The 14,856-nt window shown below is 71.7% G+C and carries 10 protein-coding genes; 2 read left to right on the top strand and 8 right to left on the bottom strand.

The features are described 5' to 3' along the window. Window positions 1–12: 12 nt before the first annotated feature. From Cus16_RS12220 to Cus16_RS12195, 6 genes are all read right to left on the bottom strand, one after another. Window positions 13–1,329, bottom strand: a complete 1,317-nt coding sequence (locus Cus16_RS12220; protein ID WP_069712930.1) for a family 1 glycosylhydrolase — start codon at window positions 1,327–1,329, stop codon at window positions 13–15. Continuing rightward, window positions 1,326–2,246 (bottom strand): carbohydrate ABC transporter permease, encoded by a 921-nt coding sequence (locus tag Cus16_RS12215; protein WP_220456199.1) that lies wholly within the window; start codon window positions 2,244–2,246, stop codon window positions 1,326–1,328. Before Cus16_RS12215 ends, Cus16_RS12220 begins: the two co-directional genes overlap by 4 nt. Beyond that, on the bottom strand, window positions 2,236–3,198 hold the full coding sequence (locus Cus16_RS12210) for a carbohydrate ABC transporter permease (protein WP_069712929.1): 963 nt from the start codon (window positions 3,196–3,198) through the stop codon (window positions 2,236–2,238). Before Cus16_RS12210 ends, Cus16_RS12215 begins: the two co-directional genes overlap by 11 nt. Then, the gene (locus Cus16_RS12205; protein WP_069712928.1) at window positions 3,195–4,457 is read right to left on the bottom strand and encodes an ABC transporter substrate-binding protein; all 1,263 of its coding nucleotides are present in this window, start codon (window positions 4,455–4,457) and stop codon (window positions 3,195–3,197) included. Before Cus16_RS12205 ends, Cus16_RS12210 begins: the two co-directional genes overlap by 4 nt. Window positions 4,458–4,545: 88 nt before the next feature. After that, a complete protein-coding gene (locus Cus16_RS12200; RefSeq protein ID WP_069712927.1) occupies window positions 4,546–5,595 on the bottom strand; it encodes a LacI family DNA-binding transcriptional regulator in 1,050 nt (349 codons plus the stop codon). Window positions 5,596–5,748: 153 nt separating this feature from the next. Beyond that, the gene (locus Cus16_RS12195) at window positions 5,749–7,638 is read right to left on the bottom strand and encodes an arabinofuranosidase catalytic domain-containing protein (RefSeq protein WP_069712926.1); all 1,890 of its coding nucleotides are present in this window, start codon (window positions 7,636–7,638) and stop codon (window positions 5,749–5,751) included. Between the two features lie 382 nt (window positions 7,639–8,020). Here Cus16_RS12195 and Cus16_RS12190 point away from each other — a divergent pair, with 382 nt between their 5' ends. Further along, window positions 8,021–11,836 (top strand): TIM-barrel domain-containing protein, encoded by a 3,816-nt coding sequence (locus Cus16_RS12190; RefSeq protein ID WP_069712925.1) that lies wholly within the window; start codon window positions 8,021–8,023, stop codon window positions 11,834–11,836. Window positions 11,837–11,969: 133 nt separating this feature from the next. Here Cus16_RS12190 and Cus16_RS12185 read toward each other — a convergent pair whose 3' ends face one another. Both Cus16_RS12185 and Cus16_RS12180 read right to left on the bottom strand, forming a co-directional pair. Continuing rightward, a complete protein-coding gene (locus Cus16_RS12185; RefSeq protein ID WP_069712924.1) occupies window positions 11,970–12,467 on the bottom strand; it encodes a pyridoxamine 5'-phosphate oxidase family protein in 498 nt (165 codons plus the stop codon). Between the two features lie 71 nt (window positions 12,468–12,538). Next, window positions 12,539–13,432 (bottom strand): LysR family transcriptional regulator, encoded by an 894-nt coding sequence (locus tag Cus16_RS12180; protein WP_069712923.1) that lies wholly within the window; start codon window positions 13,430–13,432, stop codon window positions 12,539–12,541. A 72-nt stretch (window positions 13,433–13,504) separates the two neighbouring features. Here Cus16_RS12180 and hisD point away from each other — a divergent pair, with 72 nt between their 5' ends. Further along, a complete protein-coding gene (hisD, locus tag Cus16_RS12175) occupies window positions 13,505–14,854 on the top strand; it encodes a histidinol dehydrogenase (protein ID WP_069712922.1) in 1,350 nt (449 codons plus the stop codon). Window positions 14,855–14,856: the final 2 nt, after the last annotated feature.

The raw sequence follows: 14,856 nt of genomic DNA, 5'->3' as shown, positions 1-14,856 counted from the left end.
AGGGTCGGCCGGTCACGGCGTCCGTGCCGCCCCCACCTCGGCCGTCGCCCGCTCCCGGAACCGCTCCGCCGCCGGGGTCGGCACGCGGTCGAGCGCACCGTCCGCCGCCTCCTCGAGCCGGACGAGCCCCATGCGGCGCAGGTACGGCGTCTTCCGGTCGCTCGCCGCGCGGTCCGCCACGACTTCCGCCGGCAGCACGAACTCCTCGACGTTCCGCCCACCCGCCGCGTACGACCAGTCGACGAAGTCGAAGAGCGGCCACCAGGTGAACCCGCGCAGGTCGACGCCGTCCGCCACGAGCCCGCGCACCGCGTCGGCGGCGTCCGCGACCCAGGCCGAGCGACGATCGTCGTCGCCCTCGATCGAGGTCTCGGTGACGACCATGGGGATCCCGTACCGGTCGTCGAACCGACGGAGGGCCTCGACGAGCCCGGCGGTCCACCGGTCGTGCGCGTGCTGGACGACCCGACCGTCCTCGACCGTGAGCTGCCGCGGTGTGAGGTCCGGGTAGTAGTTCACGCCGAGCAGGTCGACGGCGACCGCGCCCTCCACCAGCGCCCCCAACGCGGTGGCAGTCGCCCCGTGGTCGAGGAGCCAGTCGTGCGCGGGGTGCTCCGCCGTGACCCGTCCGAGCACCAGGTCGGTCGGGACGGTCCCGAGCAGCTCGAGCAGGGCTGCCTCCGCCACCACCGCGGTGCCGCCGTCCACCGGTCGGACGAGCGTGCTCGCCTCGACGTGCACGATCACGGCGTGCGGGTTCGCCGCCCGGACGGCGCGGACGGTCCGCTGGATGCCGTCGACGATGCCGAGCACCACCCGGGTCCACCCGTCCCAGCCGGTGAGGCCCGGGGGCCACACGCCCCGCAGCCCGGCGAACGACGCCGTCGTGATCGGTTCGTTGAGGGGGGTGATGTGGTCGACCACGCCGGCGTACCGCCGGGCGAAGGCCTCCGCGAACTCGGCCACGACCGCCGGGTACCGCGGGTCGGCGAACGAGTCGTCGAGCCACGTCGGTGTGCCGTAGTGCACCAGGTCGGCGATGACCGTCACCCCGCCGGCCGCGGCGTGCGGCAGGCGCTCGTCGAGCTCCGACCAGTCGAAGCGGCCGGGTCCGAGGTGCACACGGGGCCAGTCGACGCCGTACCGCAGCGCCGTGGCGCCGAGGTCACGGACCGCGTCGAGGTCGCTCCGCCACGCTCGGTCGTGCCCGGTGAGCGCGTGCTCGTCGAGCGGCGCCATCGCGAAGCGGGCCGGCGGGTGCACGCAGGTGTCCTCGATGCCGAGCGCCCAGGTGAACGTGCCGCGGGCGAAGGCGGACGGGCCGGTCACTTCAGCCCCGAGGTGGCGACACCGGCGACGAAGTACTTCTGCGCGAAGAAGAACCCGACGGCGATCGGCAGCAGCGAGATCACCGCACCGGCGAGCAGGACCGCGTGGTCGGTCACGTGCGCCCCGCCGAACAGCGTCAGTCCGGCGGGCAGCGTCAGCATGTCGTTCGACGTGCTCACGACGAGCGGCCAGAGCAGGTCGTTCCACAGGGCCATGCCGTTGAGCACGGCGACGGTCGCGATCGCGGGCTTCGCCAGCGGCAGGATCACCTGCCAGTAGATCCGCCAGTGTCCGGCGCCGTCGATGCGCGCCGCCTCGTCGAGCTCCGGAGGGATGTCGATGAAGAACTGTCGGAACAGGAAGATGCCGAACGCGCTCGTGGCCCTGGGGATGATGAGCCCCTGGTAGGTGTTCAGCCAGCCGAGGTGGAAGAGCTCGACGAACACCGGGATGAGCGTCACCTGGAACGGCACCATGAGCGTCGCGATGACGAGCACGAAGGCCACGTTCCGCCCGACGAACCGCATGCGGGCCAGTGCGTACGCGCACATCGAGTCGAAGAGCAGCGTCAGCACGGTCGTGACGACGGTGAACACGAACGAGTTGAGCAGCAACCGCAGGAACGGCAGTTGCGACCACACGCCCTGGTACCCGTGCAGCGTGATGCTCGTCGGGAACAGCGAGGCGGGGTGGCCGAACAGGTCGGCCTCGGACCGGAACGACCCGCTCACCATCCAGACGAACGGCACGAGCGCGAACACGAGCCCGATGCCGAGGTACACCCACTTCAGGACGGAGCCGGTGACGACGAGGCCGCTCCGACGACCGTGTCGCCGGGCGCGTCGATCGGGGTCCGGCCGGGAGGCACGGGTCGGCTCCGCCACGGGCGGTCGCCGGGTGAGCGCGTCAGTCGACATCGTCGTAGCGGAACAGTCGGAGCTGCAGGAGCGAGATGAGCATGATGATCACGAAGAGGACCCAGGAGATGGCCGACGCGTAGCCGGTCTGGTAGTCGACGAAGCCGTCGCGGTAGAGCAGGTTCACGAGCGAGTCGGTGGCGAACACGGGTCCGCCGCCGGTCATCACGTAGACGAGGTCGAAGACCTGGAACGACTGGATCGTCAGGATCATCGACGTGAAGAGCAGGGTCGGGCGGATGCTCGGCAGCGTGATGCGCCAGGTCGTCTGCCAGCGGTTCGCGCCGTCGAGCTCGGCCGCCTCGTACCGTTCGGCGGGGACGCCCTTGAGCCCGGCGATGAACAGGATCATCGCGAAGCCGATGCTCTTCCACACCGACACGAGGATCACGGTCGGCAGGGCGAGCGAGGTGGACTGCAGCCAGGCGACGCTCGGGAGCCCGAACAGTGCGGTCAGGCCGCCGACGAGCCCGATGTCGGGGTCGAGCAGGAACTTCCAGACCAGGCCGATCGTGACGAGCGACACGATGGTCGGGAAGAAGAACACCGACCGGACTATCCGGTTGAGCAGGGTGTCCCGCTGCAGCAGGAGCGCGGCCACGAAGCCGAGCACCACGAGCAGGACGACGGACACGACCGTGTACTCGAGCGTCACGCGCAGCGCGTTCCAGAACTGCGGGTCGCGGGTGAGCTGCACGTAGTTCCCGAGGCCGACGAACTGCTGCGATGCGGCGCCCACCGTCCAGTCGAAGAACGAGTAGTACAGCGACCGGAGGATCGGGAACAGGACGAACACGCCGAGGATGAGCAGCGACGGTGCCATGAAGAGCCAGGCCGGCTGGAAGCGGCGCGCTCGGCGGCGGGTGGGGCGCGCCTCCCGGCCGGTGGCTGAGGCGGGGGCCCCGTCACGCGCACCGCGTGACGGGGCCGACCCGAGGAGCTGGTCGGTCACTTGCTGCAACCCGTCAGGCCGTCGATGGTCGACGCGGCCTCCTTCGTCGCGTCGGCGACCGAGGTGCCGCGGGTGATCTTGCCGATCATCGGCACGTAGGCGTCGGAGTCGACCTTCGTGGCGTTCTCGACGTGCGGCAGGTACAGCCGGGCGTCGCCGACCTGGCTCGCGAACACCGACACCGTCGGGTCGGCCTGCAGCTTCGCATCGTCGGACAGGTCGGTGCGGAGCGGCGGGAAGCCGGTCTGCAGCGAGAACTTCTGCTGCGCGGTCTTCGACGTCCAGTAGGCGAGGAACTGCTGCGCCTGCTCCGGGTACTTCGTCTTCGCCGAGATCGACAGCGGCGCGATCGACCCGAGCGTGCTCGACTTGCCGTCGACGCCGACCGGGACCTTCACGATGCCGAGGTCGATGCCGGCGCTCTCGTACCCGGACGCGGCCCACGGGCCGTTGATCTCCATCGCGGCCTTGCCGGCGGAGAACAGCGAATCGGCTTCGGCACCGGTGAGCCCGACCGGGCTGACCCCGTCCTTCGCCACCAGGTCACCCCAGGTCTCGAGGCCCTGCTTCGATGCGCTCGTCTGGACGGCGCTGCAGCCCTTGCCCGTGACGATGTCGCCGCCCTCGAGCCACTGCAGGACCGGCCACATCTGGATGGTCTGGTTGTCGGCGAGCGCGATGCCGTACTTCCCACCCGTGGTGAGCTGCTTCGCGTCGGCCGCCATCTCCTGGACGGTCGTCGGCGGGTTCGTGATGCCGGCTTCCTGGAAGAGCTTCTTGTTGTAGTACAGGCTCAGCGTCGCGAAGTTCGCGGGGACGCCGTAGAGCTTGCCGTCGTAGGTGAACTCGTCGACCGTCCCGGGGGCGAACTGCGCGGTGTTGATCTTGCTGTCACCGCTGCCGGTCATCGTGATGGGCAGCACCGAGTTCGTCTTCACGTACTGCGCGACGGCGTTCGGGTCCGAGCTGACCGCGGCGACGTCGGGGCCCTGCCCGGTGAGCCACGCGGACGGCAGCTTCTGCTGGATGGTGTCCCAGGGCTGGACGGTCATGTCGACCTTGATCTTCGGGTGGGCCTTCTCGAAGTCCTGCACGATGGTGGCGTAGCCGGGGCGGTCGCCGCCGGTGAACCCGGTCCAGACCTTCAGGGTGACGGGGCCGTCCGTGCTCGCGGATCCCCCGGCCGAGCAGCCGGTCAGGACGAGGGCGAGGGCGGCGGCCCCGGAGACGACCGCGAGGGTCGTGCGCGTGTGCTTCATCGTTGTAACGCTCCTTTGCGTCGCAGGGGTGCGCGGGTCGGTGTTCGGTGTCGGACGGTGCGCTGTGGTGGATGGGGAGAGGAGGAGCTCAGGGGGCGGGTGACCCCGCGTCGTCGTCGCAGCCGCAGGAACCGCGGAGGACGACCTCGACGGGCAGCTCGGTGTGCTGCCCCGTCGTGCTGGGGGTGCGACGGTCGACCAGGTCGAAGAGGCGCTCGGTGGCGATGCGCCCCATCTCCTCGGCCGGCACCCGCACGGTGGTGATGCCCGGGGTGGTGACCCGGGCGAGTCCGAAGTCGTCGAAGCCGACCACGGAGACGTCGTCGGGCACGCGGATGCCTGCTCGGCGCAGGACCCGCAGGCCCCCGACGGCCATGTCGTCGTTGGCGAAGACGATGCCGTCGTGCTCGGCGCCGGACGCCAGGACCTGCTCGACCGCCGCGGCGCCGGACGCCTCGGACAGGTCGCCCTCGACGACGGCGACGTCGGACAGTCCGTGCGTGTCCGCAGCCCGGAGGAACCCGTCGCGCCGGTCGATGCCGGTCTGGTGGTCGAGCGTGCCGGTCACGTGCAGGAGCCGACGTCGGCCGTGCACGGTGACCAGGTGCTCGACGAGCCGTTCGGTCGCGGTGACGTCGTCGATGCCGACCGACACGGCACGTCCCAGGTGCGGGTAGTTGCCGATGAGGACCACGGGCAGCCCGCTCGCGACCAGGGTCTGCACGTGGTCGTCGTCGATCGCGGCGCTGGTGACGATCGCACCGTCGGCGGTCCGGGACCGCATCACCCGCTCGTACGCGACACCTCCGGAGGACGTGTCGGCGTTCGTGGAGACGATCACCTGGGCGTCGTGGGCGTTCGCCGCGGTCGACATCCCGGTGAGCACGTGCATGAAGTAGAGGTGGCCGAACACGTGCGTCGACGAGTTCGGCACGATGAGGGCGACCGCGTCGGCACGCTGACTGCGCAGGGCCCGTCCGGCCGAGCTCGGCACGTAGCCGAGTTCGTCGGCAGCCTGCTTGACGGCGGCGCGTGTCTTCTCGCTGATCCGCTCGTGACCGGAGAGCGCCATGCTCGCGGCGGCCGACGTCACCCCGACCGCGGCGGCGACGTCCTTGAGGGTCACGGACTTGGACACGGGGAGCCTCCTCGGAGCGGACGGGGCGGTTGTTTTATCGATTAACCGCCGCGGACAGTCTGCACCTGCTGAATCGATTGAGCAAGTGGTGGTGTGCGGCCGGACGGGAGGCGCGTGGCGGGACCGCCCCGCGCCTCCCGTCCGGCACCTGGATCAGTTGAAGCGGAACACCTGCGGTGCCTGGCCGTTGCAGTCGTACAGCTGCAGCGGCGTCTGGTTCGCGGTGTTGCCCGACGGGACGTCGAGGCACCGACCGGACTGCGGGTTCAGCACGGAGCCGTTCGCCTGCGGCACCCACTGCTGCCCACCGACCCCGTCGCAGGTGTACAGCTCGAGGTGCGTGCCGTTCGCCGTCGCGTTGCCGTCGAGGTCCAGGCAGCGCCCGAGCGTGCGGATCGTGTGGTCGTTCGCGTTGTACGCCCACTGCTGGTCCGTCGTCTGCTCGTCGGTCAGCAGGGTCTGGCAGTCGAACACCTGCACCTGCTGCCCGTTCTGCTGCAGGTCGTTGCCCGCCACGTCGACGCACTTGCCGCCGATCGTGCCGATCGGCACCGCCGCGACGAACTTCTGCGCGGCGTTGCCGTTGCAGTCGTAGAGCTGCAGCGCGGTGCCGTTCGCGGTGTTGCCGGACGGGTCGTCGAGGCACCGACCGGACTGCGGGTTCTTGATCGACCCGTCGGGCTGCACGATCCACTGCTGCCCGCCGACGCCGTTGCAGTCGTAGAGCTCGACGTGGGTGCCGTTCGCCGTGCCGTTGCCGTTCGCGTCCAGGCACCGCCCGAGCGTGCTCAGCGTGTTCGCTCCGTAGACGCTGCCGAGCCAGTGCTGGTCGGCGGCGAGGGTCCGGCAGTCGTAGAGCTGCACGACCGCGGTGTTGCCGCCGGTGTCGTCACCGGCGACGTCGATGCACTTGCCGCCGGGGCCGGTGATGAACGCGCCGGGTCCCCCGCCCGTCGAGACACCCTGGTAGGCCTGCGCGACGATGTTCGCCTGCACCGCGTTGTCCGCAGCGTCGGTCGAGTACCCGGTGGTCATGACGCCCTCGAAGAACGACTGCGTACCGCGGTTCGAGTTGTCGCCGCCCGCGCCGAGCACGATCGAGCCCTCGAGCTTCATCGGCGTGTAGCCCTGACCGTCGGCGTCCTTGTCCGTCGGCAGCGCACCCTCGTACCACTTGGACAGCGAGCCGCCCTGCGAGTCGCCGCCCTTCAGCGCGAAGTTCGCGACGCCGTCGTTCTTGAGGAGCGCGGTGACGAACTTGCTCGCGTTGCCGGTGTTCGCCGTGTTGATCGCCGTCTTCCCTTCATAGACGCCGTTCTCGATGTCAGCCTGCACCCAGGGGCCGCGGCCCGCGCTGCCCTTGCCGTTGAGCATCGACAGGTTCAGGGCGTCCATGTGCCCCTTGCCGGTGTCCTGCGGGAGCGTCTCGACGTTGCCGAAGTCGGAGCAGCAGCCGTGGTTGACGTTCGTGCCGCTCGCGACCTCGTACATCGACTCCGGGCTGGCCCCGCGCGCGGTGCCCTTGGCGACCGTGCTCGAGATCCGGTAGGCGACCTGCTGCGGCATGAACACGCCGTAGGCCTTGTGCCCGGCGACCGTGACCGGCAGCGCAGCGGCGTCGGCGGCGTGGTTCGCGGGTCCCGCATCCCCGGCGCCGGCGACCGTCAGGTCGTTGTGGTTGCTGGTCTGGTCGTAGATCTTCGGGATCGTGCACGTCGTGCCGGAGCAGAAGGCGTCCTGCGTCGCGGCGTTCGCGTACCCGCCCGCGGCGAGGAGCCCGACGTTCGTCGTGGCCCCGTCCGAGGCGCGCTGCACCTGGTAGAGCGGCCCGTTGTAGGCGGCGAAGAGCGCGCGGGTCGAGCTGTACGCGGCGACGCACGCGGTACCCGCGCCGCCGTAGGTGTCGCAGGGGCCGTTCGTGGCGGCGGAAGCGGTACCGACGCCGAACGTCGTGGCGAAGAGGCTGCCCGTGACGAGGGCGAGGGCGCCGAGTGCGGCGGCGACCGTGCGCCGTCGTCGTGGGGATGGTCTGGTGGTGCGCATGGTGAGGCGGTTCCTTCCGAGCGTCGTTGCTGAGATGGCGGTCGCAGGCATCGACGAGCGATGCTTAAACGATTAAACAGATCATACGCGACGGAGCCCGTCCGGACCAGTGCCGATGGCCGATCAGCGACCGCCGACGCAGCAGCGACCCGGGCGCTTACCTGCCCGCCTCGGCTCGACCACTCCGCGGAACCGACAGACCCCGCCGGTCGGTTGCCGGAGAACCGTCGCCCTGCCGTACCACTCGTGCAGCCGTACCCCTTCCCCGGGGGCCACGGACGTCGTATGGTTTCCAGCGTTGTAAACGCGGCCGCCGAACCGGGCGACCGCGGTCACGGCCGTCGAACGGCCCGATGGACGACGTCGTCCACGAGGAGCACACTTGCGCGCCAACCCCGTCCGTTCCCGAGGGCAGCGCCGTGCGCTGTCCTCGGCCCTCGTCGCCGCGACCGCGCTGAGCATGCTCGGCCTCACGGCGCTCCCCGCCGCCGCGGACCCCGCGGCCGCCCGCACCGTCGTGTCCGGCCAGGCCCGGTTCGAGGTGCTCTCCCCCACCCTGATCCGGACCGAGTACGCCGGTGACTCGCGGTTCACCGACGGCAGCACGTTCAACGTCGTCGGCCGCGACGACTTCGCGCCGACACGGTTCACGAAGACCGAGCAGGACGGCTGGCTCACCATCGACACCGGCGCGATGCAGGTCCGGTACGAGGAGGGCTCGGGCCCGTTCACGCAGGACACCCTGCAGACCAGCCTGACCCTGCCGTCGGGGCAGCACGTCACCGGGACGCCGTGGGTCACGAAGCCGACCCCGTCCTGCACGATCGGGACGCTGTGCGAGGCCGAGGCGCTCGGGCTCAGCGGCCTCTCGCTCGCCACCGACCACGGCGGCTACACCGGCGCCGGGTTCGCCGCGGGGTTCGAGTCCGTCGGCAACGCGGTGTCCTTCACCACCACCGCGTCGACGACCGGCTCGTACGACCTCGCCCTCCGCTACGCCAACAGCCAGGGCGGCGACGGCAAGGTCGCCACCCGGACGCTCACCGTCACCGTCGACGGCGGGACGGCGCAGACGATCAGCCTCGCCCCGGGTGCGGACTGGGACGACTGGCGGACCACCACGGCCGCGGCACTCGACCTGACCGCCGGCACGCACACCGTCCGCATCGAGCGGACCGCAGGCGACTCCGGGCAGGTGAACGTCGACAGCCTCGCCCTCGTGCCGAGCGGCGCCGCCTACCCGGCGCCGTCGACCGCCGCCGGTGGGCAGGACTGCGCCTTCGGGGTCGTCTGCCAGGCCGAGGACGCGGCGTTGACCGCTCCCGCGGACACGGCCACGAACCACAACGGCTTCGCCGGCACCGGCTTCGCCGCCGGGTTCGAGCGCAGCGGCGCCCAGCTGACCGCGCACGTCACCGGCGTCCCGACGGCCGGCGACCACGTCCTCCAGGTCCGCTACGCCAACGGCTCCGCGACCGTCCCGACGCTGACCGCCGCGCCCGCGGGCCAGGCGGCGACCACGGCGGAGCTGCCGAGGACGAGCGGCTGGGACGACTGGAACACCGTGTCCGTCCCGGTGCACCTCGCCGCGGGGACGAACGACGTCGTGATCGGCTGCCCGACCGTGGCGGCGAACTGCAACGTCAACTTCGACACGGTGGCCGTCGTCGACACCGCATCGCCGGTGCTCGCGGCGCACGCCCCGCTCGGCGGGTACCGCCGCGACCTCGACACCGCGAACGGGTCCGTCAAGACCAACCCGGGCCTGCTGTACCAGGACGGTTGGTCGCTCCTCGACGACAGCGCATCGGCCGGGTACGACCCGACGACGGACACCGTCACCCCCGCCGGTGACCACGGCGGGAAGCCGTACCAGGACGGCTACGTCTTCGGCTACGGCTCCGACTACCGCCACGCACTCCAGGAGCTCGCGGTCCTGACCGGACCGACGAAGCTCCTCCCCCGCTGGGCGTACGGCGTCTGGTACTCCGAGTACTACGACCGCTCGCAGGCCGACTACCTGGCGATCGCGAAGCGCTTCCGCGACGAGGGGGTCCCGGTCGACGTCATGGCGATCGACACGGACTACAAGACCGGCAGCACGACGAACGAGGGCGACAGCAAGTGGGACGGCTGGTCGGTCGACCCGGCCCGCATCCCGGACATGACCGGGCTGCTCGCCGACTGGCACGCCGAGGGCATCCACAACACCCTGAACATCCACCCGTCGATCTCGAGCAAGGACCCGAAGTTCGCGCAGGCGCAGGCCACGGCGAAGGGGAAGCTCACGAAGGGCGACGGCGACCGCTACCTGTTCGACTGGTCGGACCCCGACCAGCTCAAGGCCTACTTCGACCTGCACACGTCGCTGCAGCCCGAGGGCGTCGACATGTGGTGGCTCGACTGGTGCTGCAGCGAGAACTCGAAGTACTCGGCGAACGGCGTCACCCCCGACGCCTTCATCAACCAGCAGTACGCGAAGGCGACGAACGAGGCCCTCGGCGGCCGCGGCCTGGCGTTCTCGCGGGCGTACGGCTCGCTGACCGCGGGCGGCTACGGCAACCCGCAGGCGGTCCCCACCGGGCCGTGGGCGGACAAGCGCACCACGGTGCACTTCACCGGCGACACCACGTCGTCGTGGGACATGCTGGCGGCCGAGGTCGGGTACACCCCGGGTGAGTCCGCTGCGACCGGCCTCGCGTCGATCAGCCACGACATCGGCGGCCACAACGGTGCGCAGTACGGCATCGAGGGCGCCGAGCCGGGCACGACCCAGCTGCCCGAGGACCTCTACGCCCGCTGGGTGCAGCTCGGGACCTTCCAGCCGATCGACCGCCTGCACAGCAACCACAGCGACCGGCTGCCCTGGCAGTACCCGGCCGCCGCGAACGCATCGGCGAAGCAGTTCCTGAACCTCCGCGAGGACCTGCTCCCCCTGACGTACACCCTCGCCGCCCAGGCGACGGCGACCGGCACCCCGATCCTGCAGCCGCTCTACCTGCAGTACCCCGAGGCGCAGCAGTCCTACGCCCAGGCCGGCTCCGAGTACCTGTACGGCGAGGACGTCCTCGTCGCCCCGGTCACGACCGCGAACGACGCGGACACCGGCACCGCCACCCGCTCGGTGTGGTTCCCGGCCGGCAGCTCCTGGACCGACTGGTTCACGGGGAAGACGTACGCCGGTGGCACCACCGCCGACGTGACGACCGGACTCGACAGCATGCCCGTGTTCGTGAAGAGCGGTGGGATCGTCCCGACCCGCTCGCACCACGTCGCGAACGACGCGGCACCGCTCGACGCCGTCACCCTGACGGTGGCGACCGGCGCGGACGGCGCCTTCGACCTGTACGAGGACGCCGGTGAGGGCGCGACCACGGCGGCGGACGTGCGCGGCAAGGCGGCGGCGAGCAGTGCCTCCACGGCCGTCCGCTACACGCAGCAGGCGACCGGCGGCACGCTCGACATCGCCCCGGTGGACGGCAGCTTCGCGGGCCAGGTGCAGGACCGCGCGTGGACCGCGACCTTCCGCGACGCGGACCGTCCGCGCACCGTGACCGTCGACGGCCGCCCGGTCGCCGACACGGCGTGGACCTACGACGCCGCCACGCGCACCATCAGCGTGCCGGTCGACGAGCGGTCCGTGAGCGAGCACACGGTCGTGCGGTTCAGCAGCGAGGCGGCGGTGACCCCGACGCTCCGGGTCGCGGACCCGCAGGTCGCCGCGGGTGCCGTGCAGACCGTGACGGGCGCGGGCTTCCCGGCCGACACCGACGTGGCGCTCGCCACAACGCCGGACCTCGGTGGCGCCACCGCGCACACCGACGCGGCCGGCGCGTTCTCGGCCGAGCTGACGGTGCCGGCCACCGCGTCCGGCCGGGTCACGGTGACGGCCTCGGTGGGTGACACGGTGCTCGCCCGGGCGGCGTTCACGGTGACGCCCGCGGCGTCCGGGCCGGGTGCGACGCCGACCCCGACGCCCGGTGCGACGCCGGGAGCCGGCTCGCCCGGCGGGTCCGGTCCGGCGGCGGGTGCCGACGGCGCGGGGGCTGCCCCGGGGTCGGACGCAGCCGGGGGCCGCGACGGTGCCCTCGCGTGGACGGGTGCGGACCTGCTGCCACTGGCGCTGCTGGCCGCCGGGTTGCTCGCCGCCGGCGGGGTCGTGCTGACGGTGCGTCGCCGACGTCGCGTGCGCGGCTGACGGTCCGACGGCCTGACGGACGGGAGGGACGGTGCCAGCCGGCACTTGGGCCCACGCCGCCGGTTCCGGCACGACGCGCCAGCGGCGTGCCGGCCGTGCCGGTGGGGACCCTCCCGTCCGTCGTCGGCGAGCGTCAGAGCTCGACGGTCCCGTTCTCGATGGGGTCACGACCCGGGTCGCGCGTGACCGCGGCCCGCACGGTCTTCGCCACGTAGGCCGCCGTGCTCTTCGGCCCCTCCCAGTACTCGGCGGAGTCCGCCTCGATCCTGATCAGCGCGAGCCCCGGCGTCTCGAGTCCGTCCGGGAACCACGCCTGCAGCGGCTTCGCCCAGAGCTGCTCGGCCTTCTGCCGGTCGTGCACGACGCTCGCGCGCCCGGCGAGCGACGTCCACGAGTGCCCCTTCGTGTCGGAGAACGCGACGTTCACCTCGGGGTGCGCGGCGATCTGCCGGGCCTTGGCGGAGTCGTCGTACGCGAAGAACCAGAGGTCGCCGTCGAACTCGGCCTCCTGGATCGCCATCGGGCGGCTGACGTGCCGACCGTCCTCGGTCATGGTGGTCAGCATCGCCACCTCGGCGTCGCCGAGCAGTTCGGCGACGTGGTGCTGGTCGTCGTGCGTGGTTCCGGACATGGTGGTCCCTCTTCCGTCGTGTGCCGGTTTCCTGTCGCCCCGCACGGTACGCGCCGCCCTCGACCGGCCGGTCACCGTTCGAGCAGCATCCGTCGCGCCAACCGTGCGAGTTCGCGGGTGGCAGGGGACAGCACCACCCCCGATCGCTGCACCAGGGCGATGACGTCGTGCAGCGGCTCCGCGAACGGCACCGTGTGCAGGCCGGCGGGGAAGTTCCGTCCCGCCGCCACCGCTCCGGACACGACCGTGTCCCCCGCACCACGCGCGACGAGGTCGAGCGCCGAGTCGATGTGCTCCACCTCGATCCGCGGCACCAGCGACACGCCGGCGAACTGTGCACGCTCCGCCAGCTGCCGTCGCGTCGGGTCCCGCCAGCCGTAGTGCGCGTCGTACAGCACGAGGTCCGTCGCCGCGAGGTCCTCGATCGTCACGGGCCGCGCGGTGCGCTCCGGGTCGGCCGACGCGAACAGGACGTCGTCGCGGCGGAGCGGCGTCACCTCGAGTCCCTCCGCATCGATCGGCAGCACCACCAGGCCCGCCTCGAGCTCGCCCGCCGCGACCGCCTCGGCGACCTCGACCGAGTTCAGGCCGATCACCCGGAGCCGTACGTCCGGGTACCGGGCGTGGAAGCGCTCCAGCAGCCGGGACAGGAAGTAGTAGTTCGCGTTCCGCAGGAGCCCGAAGGTGGCGACGCCGCCCTGCAGGCTGGTGAGCTCGCGCAGGGAGCGGTCGGCCGCGTCCGCCGCCTCGACGGCCTGCCGCGCGTGCGGGAGCAGTCCCTCCCCGGCCGCGGTCAGGACGAGACCGCGGCTGCCGCGGGTGAAGAGCCGGACGCCGTAGGTCTCCTCCATGCGCTTGACGAGCTCGGAGACCGAGGGCTGCGCCATCCCGAGCTGCACGGCGGCGGCCGAGAACGAGCCGGCGGCGACGATGACCAGGAAGGCCCGGAGTTGGGTGAGCGTCACAGGGCCACCCTATGGCCGACCGTGGATCATCGGCTCTTGTCCTCTGCGCCGGCGCCGGTCAGGCTCGTCTCCATGAAGCTCAGCCCCCGGTTCTCCGCCGAGAACGCCCACCGGTTCTCGTTCGTCAAGGCCCCCGCGGTCGATGCCCCGGAGGCGCAGCGCGACCCGGCGGTCGCCGAGCGCGTCGCCGGGATGCTGGCCGAGATCGCCCGGGACGGCATCGAGGCCGTGCGACGGTACGCCACGGAGCTCGACGGTGCCGACGTGGTCGAACTCAGCCGCGACGAACTCGCCGCCACCGGCGACCGACTCGACCCGGCGCTCCGCGCGGCCATCGAGCTCGGCGCCGAGCGCACCCAGCAGTTCGCCCGGCTCCAGCGCGACCACCTGACCGACTTCGAGGCCGAGCTCCTGCCGGGCCTCACCGTCGGCCAGCGCTACGTCCCGGTCGGCAGTGTCGGCGCGTACCTGCCGGCCGGGCGCTTCCCCCTGACCGCGAGCGCGTTCATGAGCGTCGGTGTCGCCAAGGCCGCCGGCGTGCCCACGGTGATCGCCTGCACGCCGCCGCAGCCGGACGGCGGGGTCAACGCCGCGGTCGCCTACGCCGCGTACGTGTCCGGCGTGGACCGGCTCTTCGTCGTCGGTGGCGTCCAGGCCCTGGCGGCGATGGCGTACGGGCTGCTCGGCGAGGCGCCGGTCGACATGATCGTCGGCGCCGGCAACGCGTTCGTCGCCGAGGCGAAGCGCCAGCTGTTCGGCACCGTCGCCATCGACCTGCTCGCCGGACCGTCCGAGGTCGCGGTCATCGCCGACGAGACGGCCGACCCGGAGCTCGTCGCAGCGGACCTGCTCGGACAGGCCGAGCACGGCCCGAACTCCCCCGCCGCCCTCGTCACGACGTCGCGGGCACTCGGTGAGGCGGTCGTCGCCGAGGTCGAACGCCAACTGCCGACCCTCTCCACGAACGCGATCTGCGGCCCGGCCTGGCACGACTTCGGGTCCGTCGTCGTCGTGGACGACCGCGAGTCCGCGGTGGCGGTCATGGACGAGCTCGCACCCGAGCACCTCGAGGTGCAGACCGCCGACGACGCCTGGTACCACGACCGCCTCACGAACTACGGCTCGCTCTTCATCGGGCCGTGGAGCACGGTGGCGTACTCGGACAAGGGCATGGCGGGCACGAACCACACCCTGCCGACCGCCGGCGGCGCGAAGCACAGCGCCGGGCTGTCCGTCTCCCGGTTCCTCAAGCCCCTCACCTACCAGCGCATCGCCCGCGAGGCCACCCCGGCCCTCGCCGACGCCGTCGACGTCATCTCGGCCAGCGAGGGCATGTCCGCCCACCGCGCGACCGCGACGCTCCGCACCGACCGGCTCCACCGCAGCACGCTCCCCTCCCCCGAACTCACGACCCGGAAGTGACC

The organism is Curtobacterium sp. ER1/6 (genome assembly GCF_001742745.1).
Taxonomy (GTDB): domain Bacteria; phylum Actinomycetota; class Actinomycetes; order Actinomycetales; family Microbacteriaceae; genus Curtobacterium; species Curtobacterium citri.
Note: the sequence above shows the minus strand (reverse complement) of the source record. Positions and strands in the feature narration are given on the sequence as shown.

Excerpts from the sequence above, each read along its gene's own strand:
- Cus16_RS12185 (WP_069712924.1), bottom strand. The coding sequence starts at position 12,467 with ATGTCCGGAACCACGCACGACGACCAGCACCACGTCGCCGAACTGCTC.
- Cus16_RS12205 (WP_069712928.1), bottom strand. The coding sequence starts at position 4,457 with ATGAAGCACACGCGCACGACCCTCGCGGTCGTCTCCGGGGCCGCCGCC.
- Cus16_RS12215 (WP_220456199.1), bottom strand. The coding sequence starts at position 2,246 with ATGTCGACTGACGCGCTCACCCGGCGACCGCCCGTGGCGGAGCCGACC.
- Cus16_RS12195 (WP_069712926.1), bottom strand. The coding sequence starts at position 7,638 with ATGCGCACCACCAGACCATCCCCACGACGACGGCGCACGGTCGCCGCC.
- hisD (WP_069712922.1), top strand. The coding sequence starts at position 13,505 with ATGAAGCTCAGCCCCCGGTTCTCCGCCGAGAACGCCCACCGGTTCTCG.